16 protein-coding genes are annotated in these 16,707 nt (G+C 52.3%); 5 read left to right on the plus strand and 11 right to left on the minus strand.

Annotation, left to right across the window (positions count from 1 at the left end; translation table 11 throughout):
* Nucleotides 1-62: 62 nt before the first annotated feature.
* The 3 genes from G4551_RS13730 to yebG all read right to left on the minus strand — a co-directional run bounded on the left by G4551_RS13730 (nt 63) and on the right by yebG (nt 1,591).
* Nucleotides 63-722: a tellurite resistance TerB family protein gene (locus G4551_RS13730; RefSeq protein WP_003841661.1), complete on the minus strand. Its 660-nt coding sequence runs from the start codon at nt 720-722 to the stop codon at nt 63-65.
* Nucleotides 723-816: 94 nt separating this feature from the next.
* Nucleotides 817-1,179, minus strand: coding sequence for a protein YebF (yebF, locus tag G4551_RS13735; protein ID WP_003841664.1), 363 nt, complete (start codon nt 1,177-1,179; stop codon nt 817-819).
* A 121-nt stretch (nt 1,180-1,300) separates the two neighbouring features.
* Entirely contained in the window at nt 1,301-1,591 is a 291-nt protein-coding gene (gene yebG, locus G4551_RS13740) for a DNA damage-inducible protein YebG (protein ID WP_003034906.1), read from the minus strand.
* Nucleotides 1,592-1,722: 131 nt separating this feature from the next.
* On the opposite strand from yebG, the gene purT reads away from it, so the two are divergent.
* Nucleotides 1,723-2,901, plus strand: a complete 1,179-nt coding sequence (gene purT / locus G4551_RS13745) for a formate-dependent phosphoribosylglycinamide formyltransferase (protein WP_003841666.1) — start codon at nt 1,723-1,725, stop codon at nt 2,899-2,901.
* A gap of 66 nt (nt 2,902-2,967) precedes the next feature.
* On the opposite strand, the gene kdgA is transcribed toward purT, so the two are convergent.
* From kdgA to zwf, 3 genes are all read right to left on the minus strand, one after another.
* Nucleotides 2,968-3,609, minus strand: a complete 642-nt coding sequence (gene kdgA, locus G4551_RS13750; protein ID WP_003034901.1) for a bifunctional 4-hydroxy-2-oxoglutarate aldolase/2-dehydro-3-deoxy-phosphogluconate aldolase — start codon at nt 3,607-3,609, stop codon at nt 2,968-2,970.
* A gap of 34 nt (nt 3,610-3,643) precedes the next feature.
* Nucleotides 3,644-5,455, minus strand: a complete 1,812-nt coding sequence (edd, locus tag G4551_RS13755; protein ID WP_003841668.1) for a phosphogluconate dehydratase — start codon at nt 5,453-5,455, stop codon at nt 3,644-3,646.
* A gap of 233 nt (nt 5,456-5,688) precedes the next feature.
* Nucleotides 5,689-7,164, minus strand: coding sequence for a glucose-6-phosphate dehydrogenase (gene zwf / locus G4551_RS13760; RefSeq protein ID WP_003841670.1), 1,476 nt, complete (start codon nt 7,162-7,164; stop codon nt 5,689-5,691).
* Nucleotides 7,165-7,531: 367 nt separating this feature from the next.
* Here zwf and G4551_RS13765 point away from each other — a divergent pair, with 367 nt between their 5' ends.
* Both G4551_RS13765 and pyk read left to right on the plus strand, forming a co-directional pair.
* Complete coding sequence (locus G4551_RS13765) at nt 7,532-8,401, plus strand: MurR/RpiR family transcriptional regulator (protein WP_003034893.1); 870 nt, start codon at nt 7,532-7,534, stop codon at nt 8,399-8,401.
* Nucleotides 8,402-8,519: 118 nt separating this feature from the next.
* Nucleotides 8,520-9,962: a pyruvate kinase gene (gene pyk, locus G4551_RS13770; protein ID WP_003034890.1), complete on the plus strand. Its 1,443-nt coding sequence runs from the start codon at nt 8,520-8,522 to the stop codon at nt 9,960-9,962.
* A gap of 42 nt (nt 9,963-10,004) precedes the next feature.
* Here pyk and lpxM read toward each other — a convergent pair whose 3' ends face one another.
* The 3 genes from lpxM to znuA form a co-directional block, all read right to left on the minus strand.
* A complete protein-coding gene (gene lpxM, locus G4551_RS13775) occupies nt 10,005-10,976 on the minus strand; it encodes a lauroyl-Kdo(2)-lipid IV(A) myristoyltransferase (RefSeq protein ID WP_003841672.1) in 972 nt (323 codons plus the stop codon).
* Between the two features lie 119 nt (nt 10,977-11,095).
* On the minus strand, nt 11,096-12,415 hold the full coding sequence (gene mepM, locus G4551_RS13780; RefSeq protein WP_003034883.1) for a murein DD-endopeptidase MepM: 1,320 nt from the start codon (nt 12,413-12,415) through the stop codon (nt 11,096-11,098).
* 15 nt (nt 12,416-12,430) lie between these two features.
* On the minus strand, nt 12,431-13,375 hold the full coding sequence (znuA, locus tag G4551_RS13785) for a zinc ABC transporter substrate-binding protein ZnuA (RefSeq protein ID WP_003841677.1): 945 nt from the start codon (nt 13,373-13,375) through the stop codon (nt 12,431-12,433).
* A gap of 78 nt (nt 13,376-13,453) precedes the next feature.
* Between znuA and znuC the strand changes: the two genes are divergently transcribed.
* The gene (gene znuC, locus G4551_RS13790) at nt 13,454-14,209 is read left to right on the plus strand and encodes a zinc ABC transporter ATP-binding protein ZnuC (RefSeq protein ID WP_003034877.1); all 756 of its coding nucleotides are present in this window, start codon (nt 13,454-13,456) and stop codon (nt 14,207-14,209) included.
* Nucleotides 14,206-14,991: a zinc ABC transporter permease subunit ZnuB gene (znuB, locus tag G4551_RS13795; RefSeq protein ID WP_003034874.1), complete on the plus strand. Its 786-nt coding sequence runs from the start codon at nt 14,206-14,208 to the stop codon at nt 14,989-14,991. Before znuC ends, znuB begins: the two co-directional genes overlap by 4 nt.
* Nucleotides 14,992-15,069: 78 nt before the next feature.
* Here the strand turns inward: znuB and ruvB are convergent, their stop codons facing one another.
* The gene (gene ruvB, locus G4551_RS13800) at nt 15,070-16,080 is read right to left on the minus strand and encodes a Holliday junction branch migration DNA helicase RuvB (RefSeq protein ID WP_003841680.1); all 1,011 of its coding nucleotides are present in this window, start codon (nt 16,078-16,080) and stop codon (nt 15,070-15,072) included.
* Nucleotides 16,081-16,088: 8 nt separating this feature from the next.
* Nucleotides 16,089-16,700 carry a Holliday junction branch migration protein RuvA gene (gene ruvA, locus G4551_RS13805; RefSeq protein WP_003034869.1) on the minus strand — a complete coding sequence of 204 codons (612 nt, stop codon included), beginning with the start codon at nt 16,698-16,700 and terminating at the stop codon, nt 16,089-16,091.
* Nucleotides 16,701-16,707 lie beyond the last annotated feature (7 nt).

Below are 16,707 nucleotides of genomic sequence, written 5' to 3' on the forward strand. Positions count from 1 at the left end.
CCTATAAGGGTGGCAAAAGACAGCAATGATGCAAGCGAAACATGCGCCTTAGCGGTAAGTAATTAACCCGGTAACGCCTGTTTTTGTTCCTTGAGATCCTGTTCAATGCCTTCACGAACATCCTGCGGGATCTTCAACGCATCGCCCAGCGCATTGAGATAACTACGTTCCATAAAGTGGTCGATATCAATCGCCGCACAGCTCAGGAAGTAAATTTCTAGCGCTTCTTCTTCGTTACGGATCCCATGCGCCAGTCGTTGAGGGTCTAACGGTTGTTCGATGGCGCGTTCAATCAGAACGCGGCCCTGCTCTTCCACGCCCGCTTCACGGAGCTGCTGCTCAATGGCGCTACGTTCTTTGGCATCAATATGGCCATCGCTTTTCGCCGCAAAAACCAGCGCCAGAATCAGACGTTCAGTTCGCTCATCCAGCGGTGAGCTTTGTGCGCCAAACTGCGGCTCATCCTGATGCGCTGCGCGAATTTTATCCTTGTACTTGTTCCATAACACAGTCCCGGCAACCGCGCCGCCGCCCACCAGAAGCGCGCTGGTACCGTATTTACTCAGTAATTTACGAGAAGATTTGTTGGCAACCAGTAATCCTGCCAGACCGCCTAACGCGCCTGGAACGAGAAGTTTACTCAGCCCTTGCTCGCCAGAAGATGACGCGGAGGAAGCTTTTTGCCCAAGAAGAGATTGTAGTTGATTTAGCCAGTTAGCCATTTTGCCCCTCAAGTACAGACGAATAATCATCAAAGCGTACCCGAGGGGATGTCAGGAAGTGTTCAGGTCATCAAAAGATGTGCAAATACCTCCGTTACTGCGGCTGATACTCCGCTGTTCCGGCTTTGCAGTCGACTTTTACCTGATAGTGAATATCCGCACTTTTACCGCGAACCGTCAGGGGAACTGACCATTTCCCGTCTTTGCCCGTAATATCGGGCGTGTTTACCCAGGCGACAGGATCGGCTTGCCCGACGCGCTTTTGATCGTCAGCCCAGCGCGCGATGCGATTTTGTTGATAATCACGTTTCACGCTCGCCGCAATACCGTTAGCGTCCAGTCCCTCACACTTGGGAAACTGGACGTTTTTGCTTTCCATATTTGCCGCAAATACAGATACGCTGGCAGACAGCAGCAGCAGCAGCAGCAGGCTCAATAACGTTCTTTTTTTATACATTCTTTTCTCCTTAATCTCCCCTTCGTCATTCAGATTGCCTGTAGCAACGTGAAATAACGTCAGGGATTGCACAATGATTCAGGGAAAAGCATGGTACAAAACGTCAGGAGCGCAAGTCGTTTCAGGCAGCCTGAGTATCATCCCCAGCGTGCGCATCGTTTTCGACAGCCTGCGGCGAAGGCAGCTTGCCATTTTTCAGAATGGCGCTCAGCACATCTTTTTGCTCAGCCAGCCACAGGGAAAGCGCTTCGCGCTGCTCGTCTTCAAGCGCTACCGGCGATTGCTCCAGCCATGTGTCGAGCAGATCTGCTGTATCCAGCATTTTGTCATACGCATCGGCTTCCTTTTTGCTGGTAAACGACATTTTTTCCTCACCTTCCCGAATGACTACGTATTTAACTTCAACCGCCATTTTGCAGCCTCTTAAATTACCTGTATTTATGTACAGTATATTCTTTTTAAGCCCTGAAATCAACCTGGTAATAAAGACAGACGCAAACGTTTTCGTATATACTGCGCCCAGATAAAACAGGGGATTAATTTATGACGTTATTAGGCACAGCGCTGCGTCCAGCAGCAACGCGAGTGATGTTATTAGGTTCGGGAGAACTGGGTAAAGAAGTAGCAATTGAATGTCAACGCTTGGGTGTGGAAGTCATTGCCGTGGATCGTTACCCCGACGCGCCAGCCATGCACGTTGCCCATCGCTCATACGTTATCAACATGCTGGATGGCGAAGCATTACGCCAGCTCGTCGAGCGTGAAAAACCACATTATATCGTGCCGGAAATTGAGGCGATCGCCACGGATATGCTGGTAAAACTGGAGCAGGAAGGCCAGCGTGTTGTGCCATGTGCAAGAGCAACGCAACTGACCATGAACCGGGAAGGAATCCGTCGCCTCGCCGCCGAAGAATTGTCTCTACCGACCTCTTCTTACCGCTTTGCTGACAGTGAAGTCCGCTTTCGCGAAGCCGTCGCTGAAATCGGCTACCCTTGCATCGTGAAACCGGTAATGAGTTCATCCGGTAAAGGACAAAGCTTTATCCGTTCAGCCGATCAGCTCGCTGCAGCCTGGGACTATGCTCAACAGGGCGGTCGGGCTGGTGCCGGACGCGTTATCGTCGAAGGCGTAGTGAATTTTGATTTTGAAATCACCCTGCTAAGCGTTAGCGCCGTTGATGGCGTGCATTTCTGCGCGCCGGTTGGACATCGACAGGAAGATGGCGATTATCGCGAGTCCTGGCAGCCGCAACAGATGAGTGAACTGGCGCTGGCGCGCGCGCAGGAGATTGCCCGCAAGGTGGTTCTGGCGCTGGGTGGTCACGGACTGTTTGGCGTGGAGCTGTTTGTCTGCGGTGATGAGGTGATTTTCAGCGAAGTCTCCCCTCGCCCTCACGACACGGGTATGGTGACCTTAATTTCGCAGGATCTGTCTGAGTTTGCCCTGCACGTACGTGCATTTCTCGGTCTGCCCGTTGGCGAAATCCGCCAGTATGGGCCTTCTGCTTCCGCTGTTATTCTGCCGCAACTTACCAGTCAGAATATCACGTTTGATAACGTGCAGGCCGCTGTAGGTGCGGGTATGCAAGTTAGGTTCTTTGGCAAACCGGAAATCGACGGGAGCCGTCGTCTGGGCGTTGTGCTGGCCACAGCACAGAGCATTGAAGATGCGGTGATACGCGCGAAAGACGCGGCCGCACAGGTGAAAGTTACTGGATAAAAAAACGGGCCGAATGGCCCGTTACAGATTCGATGCCCGGTAGTGATTACCGGGCATTTTGCACAATTATTGCTTCGCGCCTTCAACAGCCTCACGAGCCAGTTTGGTAATGCGATCGTAATCACCTGCTTCCAGCGCATCTGCCGGAACCAGCCAGGAACCGCCGATGCATAGCACGCTTTTCAGTGCCAGGTAGTCGCGGTAATTCGCTGGAGAGATACCACCGGTTGGGCAGAAACGGACCTGTGAGAACGGACCCGCAATCGCCTGCAGCGCTTTAGTACCGCCATTTGCTTCAGCAGGGAAGAATTTGAACTCTTTCAAACCGTAGTCCATACCCAGCATCAGTTCAGATACGGTGCTGATACCAGGGATCAGCGGAATAGTGCCTTCAGTTGCGGCTTTCAGCAACGGCTCGGTCAGACCCGGACTGATAGCAAACTGTGCACCGGCTTCGGTAACTTCAGCTAGCTGTTGTGGATTCAGTACAGTACCTGCACCAACGATAGCGTCCGGAACTTCTTTTGCGATCGCGCGAATGGCATCCATCGCACATGCGGTACGTAGGGTCACTTCCAGAACGCGCACGCCGCCTGCAACCAGCGCTTTTGCCATCGGCACTGCGTGTTCCAGTTTATTAACCACGATAACCGGTACAACCGGGCCAGTGGTCAGGATTGCTTCTGCACTTGTCTTCCAGTTTTTCATCAGAGTTTTCTCTCGCCTGATTACAAAATAAGTCTTAAAAAGTGATACAGGTTGCGCCCTGTTCCGCACCGGACAGCTTTTCACGCAACGCGCTGAACATTTCACGGCCTGTGCCCACGCGCGATGCGCTGAGGTCAGGAATATGAGGCTGACGAGAAGCAAGTTCCTCTTCATCAACCAGCAGCGTCAATTCACCTGTCTGTCCATTCACACGAATGATGTCGCCATCGCGTACTTTTGCCAGCAGCCCGCCATCATAGGCTTCTGGGGTTACATGGATTGCTGAAGGCACTTTACCTGAAGCACCTGAAAGTCGTCCATCGGTAACTAACGCAATTTTGAAACAACGGTCCAATAATACACCAAGTGGCGGCATGAGTTTATGTAATTCTGGCATTCCGTTTGCTTTTGGTCCCTGATGGCGCACAACTACTACGCAATCACGATCGAGCAGTCCCGCATCGAAGGCAGGCAATACATCATGCTGACTTTCGAAAACAACCGCGGGCGCTTCAATCACCTGATTTTCTACCGGTACCGCCGACGTTTTCATCACTGCGCGGCCGAGGTTTCCACTCAGCACTTTGGTGCCGCCGTGGTGGGAGAAAGGCTGGTCAAAGGTGGCTATCACGTTGCTGTCCAGCGACTTCGCCGCACCTTCACGCCAGTCCAGCTCACCCTCGTTGAGCCAGGGTTCCATGGTGTAGCGCGATAAACCAAACCCGGCAACGGTGTTCACATCTTCATGCAGCAGACCCGCGTTAAGCAGTTCACGCATTAACACCGGCACGCCACCCGCCGCCTGGAAGTGGTTAATGTCTGCCGGACCATTCGGGTACAGACGCGCCATCAGCGGCACGATATCGGACAGATCGGAGAAGTCGTCCCAGTTAATCAGAATACCGGCCGCGCGCGCCATTGCGACCAGGTGCATTGTATGGTTAGTGGAGCCCCCGGTCGCCAGCAGCGCGACAATACCGTTGACCACCACTTTTTCATCGATCATTTTACCGATCGGCATCCATTCATTGCCGTTGCCGGTCAGACGCGTTACCTGACGAGCCGCAGCGGCGGTCAACGCTTCGCGCAGCGGCGCATCCGGGTGCACGAATGAGGATCCTGGCAGTTGCATCCCCATAAACTCCACTACCATCTGGTTGGTGTTTGCCGTGCCATAGAACGTACAGGTACCCGGTGCGTGATAAGACGCAGCTTCGGATTCAAGCAGCGCCATACGATCGACTTTACCTTCAGCATACAGCTGACGGATACGCACTTTTTCTTTGTTCGCCAGACCACTCGCCATCGGGCCGGAGGGAATAAAGATCGAAGGCAGATGACCAAATGACAGTGCCGCCATCACCAGACCCGGGACAATTTTGTCGCACACGCCAAGGAATAACGCGCCGTCAAACATATTGTGTGAGAGTCCCACAGCAGCCGACATAGCAATCACTTCGCGACTCAACAGCGAAAGCTCCATCCCATCCTGTCCCTGGGTCACACCGTCGCACATCGCAGGAACACCGCCAGCAACCTGGCCTACCGCATTGGCTTCATGCAGCGCTTTACGAATGATGTCCGGGTAATGCTCGTACGGCTGATGTGCGGAAAGCATGTCGTTATAGGAGGTAATGATCGCGATATTGTTACGCAGCATGCTTTTCAGCGAAGCCTTGTCATCCGGCTGGCAGGCAGCAAAACCATGCGCCAGGTTACCGCACGCCAGTTGTGAACGATGAACGGTAGTCGATTTCGCTTGTTCAATACGGGCAAGGTAGGCGGAACGTGTGTCGCGAGAACGTTCGACGATACGTTGTGTTACGCGTAACAAATTCGGATTCATAGAGGCTCCTAAAATTTATCTGTCAGAGCGTTGGAAAAACAATGTGTTTCAGTTGGGTTAAAAACAGCTGAATCGCTTGTTAGCCGTAGCTCAGGGGCAAAATCGTTTCAGGCAGTGTAATAAAAAAAGCCCCGCGGGTGAATCCACGCGAGGCTTAAAAGTGCAAAAATTATTCTACAATCTGTGTTAGATCATGTTACCGGTAAAATAACACCTATGGGCTAGATGATATTTTACTCGAATTCGTTCCAGGAACGACCATCACGGGTAATCATGGCCACAGAGGCAACCGGTCCCCAGGTCCCGGCCTGATAAGGCTTCGGCGCGTCGTTGTCCATTGCCCAGGCTTCGGTAATAGAGTCGACCCACTTCCATGCTTCTTCAACTTCATCTCGACGCACAAACAGCGCCTGAATGCCGCGCATCGTTTCAAGCAGCAGACGCTCATAAGCGTCGGCCAGATGTGTTTGGTTGAAGGTTTCGGAGTAGCTCAGATCAAGTTTGGTAATTTGCAGGTTATGCTTGTGATCCAGACCCGGCACTTTGTTCAGTACCTGGATATCGACACCTTCATCAGGCTGCAAACGGATGGTCAGCTTGTTCTGTGGCAGGTCCTGCCAGGATTCTCTGAACAGGTTCAGCTCAGGCGTTTTGAAGTAAACCACGACTTCAGAGCACTTGGTCGGTAAACGTTTACCAGTACGCAGGTAGAATGGAACACCCGCCCAGCGCCAGTTATCGATATCCACACGGATTGCCACAAACGTTTCCGTATTGCTGCTCTTGTTCGCACCTTCTTCTTCCAGGTATCCCGGAACTTTTTTGCCCTGGGCAAAACCGGCGGTGTACTGACCGCGAACCGTTTTTTCTCGCACGTTCGAACGATCGATGCGACGCAGTGATTTCAGTACCTTCACTTTTTCATCACGGATGCTGTCAGCGCTCAGATCGGACGGTGGAGACATCGCGATCATGCATAGGATTTGCAGCAGATGGTTCTGGATCATGTCGCGCATCTGACCGGCCTGGTCAAAGTAGCCCCAGCGCCCTTCAATGCCCACTTCTTCCGCCACGGTAATTTCTACGTGATCGATAGTGCGGTTATCCCAGTTGTTCACAAACAGGGAGTTGGCAAAACGCAGTGCCAACAGGTTCAGTACCGTCTCTTTGCCGAGATAGTGGTCGATGCGGTAAACCTGGCACTCTTCGAAATACTCGCCGACCTGATCGTTGATTTCGCGCGATGTTGCCAGTGACGTTCCTAACGGTTTTTCCATCACCACGCGGGCAGGCTTAGCATTCAGCTTTGCTTCACCCAAACCTTTGCAGATTGCGCCAAAAGTGCTTGGCGGCATCGCGAAATAGTTAATAGTGGTACGTGATTTCTGATCCAGCATTTCACCCAGACGGCTAAATGCGGCGGTATCATTGACGTCCAGATTACAAAACTCCAGACGACCGCTGAGGGTCTCCCATAAACCTTCATCGATTTTTTCTTTCATGAAGGTTTCGAGCGCTTCGCGCACAACCTTGGTATAAGCTGCTTTGTTCCAGTCGGCACGCCCAACCCCAATGATACGGGTTTCCGGGTTAATCTGGCCGGCCTTTTCCAGTTGATACAGGGAAGGCAGCAATTTCCGTCGCGCCAGGTCGCCCTTCGCACCGAAAATGACCAGGTCACATGCCTGGGCTGTTTGCGTTACCGCCATGTCATTCTCCTCAATTAAGTGCCTGGTGCTTTTGCCAGACACTGGTTGTAATTTTATTACAGTGCACTGTACTGCTTTTACGTGAATCCGGAAACCGTAAACGCTTATCCAGCCGTGCTGTTACCGCGAACAGCCGCTTTATTGGCGTATAACCCATCAAAATGGATAAAAAAGTCGTATTTTTCGTACCCATGACGAAGTATGAAAATCCGACTCCGATCATGTAATGAAAAAAAACAACAACTATTCTGTCCATTTTGCTCCGTTGCTGCATTAGCAGGGGTAATATCTATACACTAAATTGTGTATCGGTTTCCCCGTATCGCTGAAATCGTTTTTGCCCATGACCCATGAGTCTACCTACATCATGAATATGCTGGAAAAAATCCAGTTAAAACTGGAACATTTGAGCAAGTCAGAGCGTAAAGTCGCCGACATTATTCTTGCCTCTCCCGAGCGGGCAATCCATTCAAGCATCGCCGCACTTGCTGTAGAAGCGAATGTCAGCGAGCCAACGGTGAACCGTTTTTGTCGCAGCATGGACACCCGCGGCTTTCCTGATTTTAAACTGCATCTGGCGCAAAGTCTGGCAAATGGCACCCCTTATGTTAATCGCAATGTGGATGAGGATGACAGCGTAGAATCTTACACGGGGAAAATCTTCGAGTCAGCGATGGCAAGCCTCGACCACGTTCGCCAGTCGCTGGATAACGCGGCGGTAAACCGGGCGGTAGATTTATTAACCCAGGCGAAGAAAATTGCCTTCTTTGGTTTAGGTTCTTCCGCCGCGGTAGCGCATGACGCGATGAATAAATTTTTCCGCTTTAACGTGCCGGTAATTTATTCCGACGATATTGTTCTGCAACGCATGAGTTGTATGAATTGTAGCGACGACGACGTCATTGTGCTTATTTCTCATACCGGAAGAACCAAAAGTCTGGTTGAACTGGCGCAGTTAGCGCGGGAAAACGATGCCATGGTTATCGCCCTCACCTCTCCCGGTACGCCACTGGCGCGGGAAGCCACGCTGGCAATTACCCTCGATGTACCGGAAGATACTGACATTTATATGCCCATGGTCTCTCGACTTGCTCAACTGACCGTGATAGATGTGCTGGCTACAGGATTTACTTTGCGCCGAGGGGCAAAATTTAGAGATAACTTGAAGCGTGTCAAGGAAGCGCTCAAGGAATCGCGTTTTGATAAAGAATTACTCATCAAGAGTGATGACCGCTAAAAGCAATAACAATGTTCTACCCTTTTATCATCCGGGTTGTTCATTTACCGTTAATGTTTGAGAACGGCCGGATCAATGTTCACGCAACACCAAGTTGTTTCAGTCAACGGAGTATTACATGTCCAGAAGGCTTCGCAGAACCAAAATCGTTACCACGTTAGGCCCGGCAACTGACCGCGATAACAACCTTGAGAAGATTATCGCCGCGGGTGCGAACGTCGTACGTATGAACTTTTCCCACGGCTCTCCAGAAGATCACAAACTGCGGGCGGATAAAGTCCGTGAAATTGCCGCAAAACTGGGACGTCATGTAGCTATTTTGGGTGACCTGCAGGGACCTAAAATCCGCGTATCCACCTTTAAAGAAGGTAAAGTATTCCTTAACGTTGGCGACAAGTTCCTGTTAGACGCCAACCTCGGCAAAGGCGAAGGCGACAAAGAAAAAGTCGGTATTGATTATAAAGGGCTGCCTGCTGACGTCGTGCCTGGCGATATCCTGCTGCTCGACGATGGTCGCGTACAGCTTAAGGTGCTGGAAGTTCAGGGCATGAAAGTCTTCACCGAAGTCACCGTCGGTGGCCCGCTATCCAATAACAAAGGCATCAACAAACTGGGCGGCGGTCTCTCTGCTGAAGCTCTGACCGAAAAAGACAAAGCCGACATCATTACCGCAGCACAAATCAGCGTTGACTATCTGGCTGTCTCCTTCCCGCGCTGCGGCGAAGATCTGAATTATGCCCGCCGTCTGGCGCGCGATGCCGGTTGCGATGCGAAAATTGTCGCCAAAGTAGAACGTGCAGAAGCCGTCTGCGACCAGAATGCGATGGATGACATCATCCTGGCTTCTGACGTAGTGATGGTAGCCCGTGGCGACCTGGGTGTTGAAATCGGTGACCCTGAGCTGGTAGGTATTCAGAAAGCGTTGATTCGTCGCGCGCGCCAGCTGAACCGTGCGGTCATCACCGCTACGCAGATGATGGAGTCGATGATTACCAACCCAATGCCGACTCGTGCGGAAGTGATGGATGTGGCTAACGCCGTCCTCGACGGCACCGATGCCGTGATGCTCTCTGCAGAAACAGCAGCAGGTCAGTACCCGGCGGAAACCGTCGCAGCAATGGCGCGCGTCTGTCTCGGCGCTGAAAAGATACCGAGCATCAACGTCTCTAAACACCGCCTTGACGTGCAGTTTGATAACGTTGAAGAAGCGATTGCGATGTCAGCGATGTACGCTGCTAACCACCTGAAAGGGGTCACCGCTATCATCGCAATGACGGAGTCCGGTCGCACTGCGCTGATGACTTCTCGTATCAGTTCCGGCCTGCCGATTTTCGCGATGTCTCGTCATGAGCGCACGCTGAATCTGACCTCCCTGTACCGCGGTGTCACCCCGGTTCACTTCGACAGCGAAACTGACGGCGTCGTTGCCGCCAATGAAGCGGTGAACCTGCTGCGCGATAAAGGCTACCTGGTTTCTGGTGACCTGGTGATCGTGACCCAGGGCGATGTGATGAGCACCATTGGCTCAACCAATACCACGCGTATTCTGACCGTAGAATAAGTCGCTTAAATGTAAAAAAGCCTCTCGTTTGAGAGGCTTTTTTTATTTCTTCGGATAGAGATCTTTGCGCTTATAGGGCTCAATCTCGCCGGGTTTACGCGTCTTAAGCAGTTTCAGAATCCAGGTGTATTGTTCGACATGAGGCGTGACAAAAATCTCCACCTCTTCGTTCATCCGTCTGGCAATGGTGTGGTCATCCGCCGTCAGGATGTCATCCATCGGTGGACGAACATGGATCGTCAGGCGGTGCGTTCTCCCATCGTATACGGGGAACAGCGGTACCACGCGCGCGTGGCAGACTTTCATCAGACGTCCAATCGCCGGTAACGTTGCTTTATAGGTAGCAAAAAAATCGACAAACTCGCTGTGTTCAGGCCCATGGTCCTGATCCGGCAGGTAGTATCCCCAATATCCCTGACGGACAGACTGAATAAACGGTTTGATGCCATCATTACGCGCATGCAAACGACCACCAAAGCGACGGCGTACCGTGTTCCAGACGTAATCGAATACCGGGTTCCCCTGATTGTGGAACATCGCAGCCATTTTCTGTCCCTGGGACGCCATCAGCATCGCCGGGATATCTACCCCCCAGCCATGTGGAACGAGAAAAATAACTTTTTCATCGTTGCGCCGCATCTCTTCGATGATTTCCAGGCCCTGCCAGTCAACCCGACTCTGAATTTTCTCCGGGCCACGTATTGCTAATTCAGCCATCATGACCATCGCCTGAGGCGCAGTTGCATACATATCATCAACAATGGCTTCACGCTCAGCTTCGCTACGTTCAGGAAAGCAGAGGGATAAATTGATCAATGCTCTGCGACGGGAGCTTTTTCCCAGTCTTCCGGCGAGCCGTCCGAGTTTTGCCAGAATAGGATCACGAAATGCTGCCGGCGTTAACGCAATACCAGCTATCGCCGCCACCCCCAGCCAGGCGCCCCAGTAGCGCGGATGGCGAAATGATTTGTGAAACTCAGGGATATACTCAATATTCTTTTTTTTCGTTTCCATGCTCTTCCAGTGTCTGGTGCCGCGAAAAGTAAATCTGCTGATAGTGTAGCGGCGCACCGTGCGCCGTACAAAATAAAAAAGCCGGCACGCATAGCGTACCGGCTTTGTCAGTGTACTAATTAATCAAAACGTAGCTGAGGCATAACCTCTTTCACCTGCGCCAGGTAATCGGTGCGATCCGAGCCGGTCAGACCCTCTGTACGCGGCAGTTTCGCCGTCAAAGGGTTCACGGCCTGCTGGTTAACCCATACTTCATAGTGCAGATGCGGCCCCGTTGAACGCCCGGTGTTACCTGACAGCGCGATACGATCGCCACGTTTCACTTTTTGGCCTGGTTTCACCAACAGCTTACGCAGGTGCATATAACGCGTGGTGTAGGTGCGACCATGACGAACCGCAACATAGTATCCGGCAGCGCCGCTACGCTTCGCTACAACCACTTCACCATCGCCCACCGACAGTACCGGCGTCCCCTGCGGCATCGCAAAGTCGACACCTTTGTGCGGCGCTACGCGTCCAGTCACCGGATTCAGGCGACGCGGGTTAAAGTTCGAGGAAATACGGAACTGTTTCGCCGTCGGGAAACGCATGAAGCCTTTCGCCAGCCCGGTACCGTTACGGTCATAGAACTTACCGTCTGCTGCACGGATGGCATAATAGTCTTTGCCTTCAGAACGTAAACGCACGCCCAGCAGTTGGCTTTGCTCGCGCTTGCCGTCCAGCATTTCGCGAGACATCAGTACCGAGAACTCATCACCTTTTTTCAGTTTGCGGAAATCCATCTGCCACTGCATGGCCTTAATCACTGCGCTGATTTCAGAGCTGGTCAGCCCGGCATCTTTGGCGCTTGCGACGAAGCTTCCGCCCACCGTGCCTTTGATACGACTGTTAACCCAATCGCCCTGTTGCATTTCGCTGCTCATTTTGAACCCCGTCGCAGTGCGATCGTAAGTACGGGTTTCACGGCGGGATACTTCCCAGGTCAGACGCTGCAGGTCACCTTCCGCGCTTAAGGTCCAGGAAAGCTGCTGACCAATTTTCAGATTACGCAGCTCTTTATCGGAAGCAGCGAGTTGACTGATATCGCCCATATCGATGCCGTACTGATTCAGAATACTGCTCAGCGTATCGCCAGTGGAGACGACATACTCATGCACACCAGCTTCACCAGACGTTTTGTCATCCAGTTCATCCTGCGGAATGGCTTCGTCTTCCTGTGCAGCCTGATCAATAGGTTCGCTTGCCTCAGGCAACAGTGAACGAATCTCGCTTTTTTCCAGCTCGATAGTTTTAACGATGGGTGCAGAATCGGGATGGTAAACATAAGGCCGCCAGACGGCGACGGCCAATGTCAGTACGGTAAGCGACCCCAGCATAACGCGATGGGGTCGCGGCAGATTATTAAATGCCAGAGCGACAGAGCGGGCTATCTGTTGCACGTATTCACTTCCTCATTAATCTCCTTTCAGGCAGCTCGCATACTGGTTGGCTAATTGGTTCAAAAACGCTGAATAGCTTGTTTTACCCAGTTTGATATTCGTACCGAGCGGATCCAACGTTCCCATTCGAACGGATGTCCCTCTCGCGACGGCTTCAACGACCGCTGGCCTGAACTGTGGCTCAGCAAAAACGCAGGTTGCTTTTTGCTCAACCAACTGTGTTCTTATTTCATGTAAACGCTGCGCACCAGGTTGAATCTCAGGGTTCACGGTAAAGTGACCAAGCGGTGTTAGTCCGTAGTGTTTTTCGTAGTAGCCATAGGCGTCATGAAAAACGAAATAACCTTTTCCCTTGAGCGGTGCGAGCTCGTTACCTACCTGCTTATCGGTTGCGGCTAATTGTGCCTCAAAATCCTTCAGGTTGGCGTCAAGTTTGGCTCGACTTTGCGGCATAAGTTCCACTAATTTTTCATGGATTGCAACCGCTGAGGCCCGCGCTATCTCTGGGGAAAGCCAAAGATGCATGTTGTAATCGCCGTGATGGTGATGCTCGTCACTTTTTTCACTGCCAGCATCATTGTGTCCATGATCGTCATCGTCGTCGTCAGCACCTTTCATGAGTAACGGTTTCACGTCATTGAGCTGCGCAATCGTTACCAGTTTCGCGTTAGGAATATTCTTAACTGACTTTTCCATAAACGCTTCCATCTCAGGGCCAATCCAAACGACTAAGTCCGCGCCCTGTAAGCGTTTTACGTCTGATGGACGCAGTGAATAGTCATGTTCGGAAGCCCCGTCTGGCAGCAAAACCTCAGTGTCTGTTACCCCGTCCGCAATGGCCGAAGCAATAAATCCCAGCGGCTTGAGCGAGGCCACCACAGCAGCATTTGCTGCCTGTGTTGCACTACCCCAAAGAGCAGCGGATAATGCTGCGAAAAGAAGCGTATTTTTATGTAACATAATGCGACCAATCATCGTAATGAATGTAAGAAATGTGATATTATAACATTCTATAACTTCTGCAAGACTAAAATTGATATGACGACTTTGGTTTCACTGGAAAATGTCTCGGTCTCTTATGGTCAACGCCGCGTCCTGTCTGACGTATCGCTTGAACTTCGACCCGGTAAAATTTTAACGCTTCTCGGCCCGAATGGTGCCGGGAAGTCTACGCTGGTGCGCGTTGTATTAGGACTGGTAGCGGCTGATGAGGGAGTTATCAAGCGTAATGGCCAATTGCGGATTGGCTATGTACCGCAAAAACTGTACCTCGATACTACGCTTCCGCTGACGGTAAGTCGGTTTATGCGCTTACGTCCCGGCACCAAAAAAGAGGATATCCTTCCGGCACTGAAGCGCGTTCAGGCCGGACATCTGATGAATGCGCCGATGCAAAAGCTCTCTGGCGGGGAAACGCAACGCGTCCTGTTAGCCCGTGCTTTATTGAATAAACCTCAGCTACTGGTGCTCGATGAGCCGACCCAGGGCGTGGATGTCAATGGGCAGGTCGCACTGTACGACCTTATCGACCAGTTGCGACGTGAACTGGATTGCGCCGTACTGATGGTTTCCCATGACCTGCATTTGGTGATGGCCAAAACCGATGAAGTACTGTGCCTGAACCATCATATTTGCTGTTCCGGTGCACCGGAAGTGGTTTCCATGCACCCGGAATTCATCTCAATGTTCGGGCAACGCGGCGCCGAACAACTCGGAATTTACCGTCATAATCACAACCACCGCCACGATTTACAGGGTCGTATCGTCTTACGCCGGGGAAATGGTCACTCATGATTGAATTGTTATTACCCGGTTGGTTAGCCGGGATCATGCTGGCCTGTGCTGCTGGCCCACTCGGCTCGTTTGTGGTCTGGCGTCGAATGTCTTATTTCGGTGATACGCTGGCCCACGCTTCGCTGCTGGGAGTCGCCTTTGGCCTGCTGCTGGATGTAAACCCTTTCTATGCGGTTATCGCCGTCACTTTGTTGCTGGCTGGCGGTCTGGTATGGCTTGAAAAGCGCCCTCACCTTGCGATCGATACCTTACTGGGCATTATGGCGCATAGTGCATTGTCGCTGGGGCTGGTTGTCGTCAGCCTGATGTCCAACATCCGTGTGGATCTGATGGCATACCTGTTTGGTGATTTGCTCGCCGTGACGCCTGAAGATCTTATCTCCATCGCCATCGGCGTGGTTATTGTTCTGGCGATTCTGTTCTGGCAGTGGCGTAACCTGCTGTCGATGACCATCAGTCCGGATCTGGCATTTGTCGATGGCGTGAAGCTGCAACGCGTGAAGCTGCTGCTGATGCTGGTTACGGCGTTAACGATTGGCGTGGCGATGAAGTTTGTCGGGGCGTTGATTATCACCTCGCTGCTTATTATCCCTGCGGCGACCGCCCGTCGCTTTGCCCGTACGCCGGAACAGATGGCAGGAGTTGCCGTTGGTGTGGGAATGATAGCGGTTACAGGCGGGTTGACCTTCTCGGCCTTCTATGACACCCCGGCAGGTCCCTCCGTGGTGCTGTGTGCCGCGCTGCTGTTTATTTTCAGCATGATGAAAAAGCAAGCGAGCTAAGCATGCGTTGCCCGGTGGCGCTGCGCTTACCGGGCCTACAAAATCGCCCAGGCCTTATAAGCGTAGCGACATCATGCATTAAGGCATCTGTGGCGGTGTAATGCCAAAATGGTTCCAGGCGCGCACGGTTGCCATACGTCCACGCGGCGTACGCTGCAGAAAACCTTGCTGAATCAGATATGGCTCAAGCACGTCCTCAATGGTTTCACGCTCTTCCCCGATCGCCGCTGCCAGGTTATCCAGTCCGACCGGTCCGCCAAAGAATTTGTCGATAACCGCCAGCAGCAACTTACGGTCCATATAATCAAATCCTTCCGCATCCACATTGAGCATATCCAGCGCCTGAGCGGCGATATCTGCTGAAATCGTGCCGTCATGCTTCACTTCGGCGAAATCACGTACCCGGCGTAATAAGCGGTTGGCGATACGCGGCGTACCGCGAGCGCGGCGTGCCACTTCCAGCGCGCCTTCATCGCTCATTTCCAGGCCCATAAAACGCGCACTGCGTCCTACAATGTGCTGCAGATCAGCCACCTGATAGAATTCCAGGCGCTGTACAATACCAAAACGGTCACGCAACGGAGACGTTAACGACCCGGCGCGCGTCGTCGCCCCGATTAGCGTAAACGGTGGCAGATCGATCTTGATCGAACGTGCAGCCGGCCCTTCACCAATCATGATATCCAGCTGATAATCTTCCATCGCCGGATACAGCACCTCTTCCACCACCGGTGAAAGACGATGGATTTCATCGATAAACAGCACATCGTGGGGTTCAAGGTTGGTAAGCATTGCCGCCAGGTCACCCGCTTTTTCCAGTACCGGACCGGACGTGGTGCGCAGATTAACGCCCATCTCATTGGCGACAATATTGGCAAGCGTGGTTTTACCAAGACCTGGAGGACCGAAAATCAGCAGGTGATCGAGAGCGTCACCACGCAGCTTCGCCGCCTGGATAAAAATCTCCATTTGCGAACGGACCTGAGGCTGGCCAATATACTCTTCCAGAAATTTAGGGCGGATCGCACGATCCACCAGGTCTTCAGGGGTCGTGCTGACAGCCGAAATCAGGCGATCTGCTTCAATCATCCTTTACCTCACAATGCCGCGCGAAGCGCTTCACGAATCAGGGTTTCACTGCTGGCATCAGGGCGGGCAATTTTGCTCACCATGCGGCTGGCTTCTTGTGGTTTATAGCCCAACGCCACCAGCGCAGCAACCGCTTCCTGCTCGGCGTCGTCCGTTGTCGGACTGGCCGGAGAGGTCAGAACCAGATCCGCCGCCGGGGTAAAGAGGTCACCATGCAGGCCTTTAAAGCGGTCTTTCATTTCAACAATCAAACGCTCTGCGGTTTTCTTACCAATGCCCGGTAATTTCACTAACGCGCCAAGCTCTTCGCGCTCAACGGCATTAACAAACTGCTGCGCAGACATTCCGGAGAGGATCGCCAGCGCCAGCTTCGGCCCCACGCCATTGGTTTTGATTAACTCTTTAAACAGCGTGCGCTCTTGCTTGTTGTTAAAGCCATACAGCAGTTGAGCGTCTTCACGCACCACAAAATGGGTGAAGATAATCGCTTCCTGCCCGGCTTCCGGCAACTCGTAGAAACAGGTCATCGGCATATGCACTTCATAGCCTACCCCACCCGTTTCCAGAAGGACCAGCGGGGGTTGTTTTTCAATAATGATGCCTCTGAGTCTGCCTATCACGTGACGC

It is taken from the genome of Citrobacter freundii ATCC 8090 = MTCC 1658 = NBRC 12681 (assembly GCF_011064845.1).
In the GTDB taxonomy this organism is placed as follows: Bacteria; Pseudomonadota; Gammaproteobacteria; order Enterobacterales; family Enterobacteriaceae; genus Citrobacter; species Citrobacter freundii.

Excerpts from the sequence above, each read along its gene's own strand:
- G4551_RS13730 (WP_003841661.1), bottom strand. The coding sequence starts at position 722 with ATGGCTAACTGGCTAAATCAACTACAATCTCTTCTTGGGCAAAAAGCT.
- yebF (WP_003841664.1), bottom strand. The coding sequence starts at position 1,179 with ATGTATAAAAAAAGAACGTTATTGAGCCTGCTGCTGCTGCTGCTGCTG.
- yebG (WP_003034906.1), bottom strand. The coding sequence starts at position 1,591 with ATGGCGGTTGAAGTTAAATACGTAGTCATTCGGGAAGGTGAGGAAAAA.
- purT (WP_003841666.1), top strand. The coding sequence starts at position 1,723 with ATGACGTTATTAGGCACAGCGCTGCGTCCAGCAGCAACGCGAGTGATG.
- kdgA (WP_003034901.1), bottom strand. The coding sequence starts at position 3,609 with ATGAAAAACTGGAAGACAAGTGCAGAAGCAATCCTGACCACTGGCCCG.
- edd (WP_003841668.1), bottom strand. The coding sequence starts at position 5,455 with ATGAATCCGAATTTGTTACGCGTAACACAACGTATCGTCGAACGTTCT.
- zwf (WP_003841670.1), bottom strand. The coding sequence starts at position 7,164 with ATGGCGGTAACGCAAACAGCCCAGGCATGTGACCTGGTCATTTTCGGT.
- G4551_RS13765 (WP_003034893.1), top strand. The coding sequence starts at position 7,532 with ATGAATATGCTGGAAAAAATCCAGTTAAAACTGGAACATTTGAGCAAG.
- pyk (WP_003034890.1), top strand. The coding sequence starts at position 8,520 with ATGTCCAGAAGGCTTCGCAGAACCAAAATCGTTACCACGTTAGGCCCG.
- lpxM (WP_003841672.1), bottom strand. The coding sequence starts at position 10,976 with ATGGAAACGAAAAAAAAGAATATTGAGTATATCCCTGAGTTTCACAAA.
- znuA (WP_003841677.1), bottom strand. The coding sequence starts at position 13,375 with ATGTTACATAAAAATACGCTTCTTTTCGCAGCATTATCCGCTGCTCTT.
- znuC (WP_003034877.1), top strand. The coding sequence starts at position 13,454 with ATGACGACTTTGGTTTCACTGGAAAATGTCTCGGTCTCTTATGGTCAA.
- znuB (WP_003034874.1), top strand. The coding sequence starts at position 14,206 with ATGATTGAATTGTTATTACCCGGTTGGTTAGCCGGGATCATGCTGGCC.
- ruvB (WP_003841680.1), bottom strand. The coding sequence starts at position 16,080 with ATGATTGAAGCAGATCGCCTGATTTCGGCTGTCAGCACGACCCCTGAA.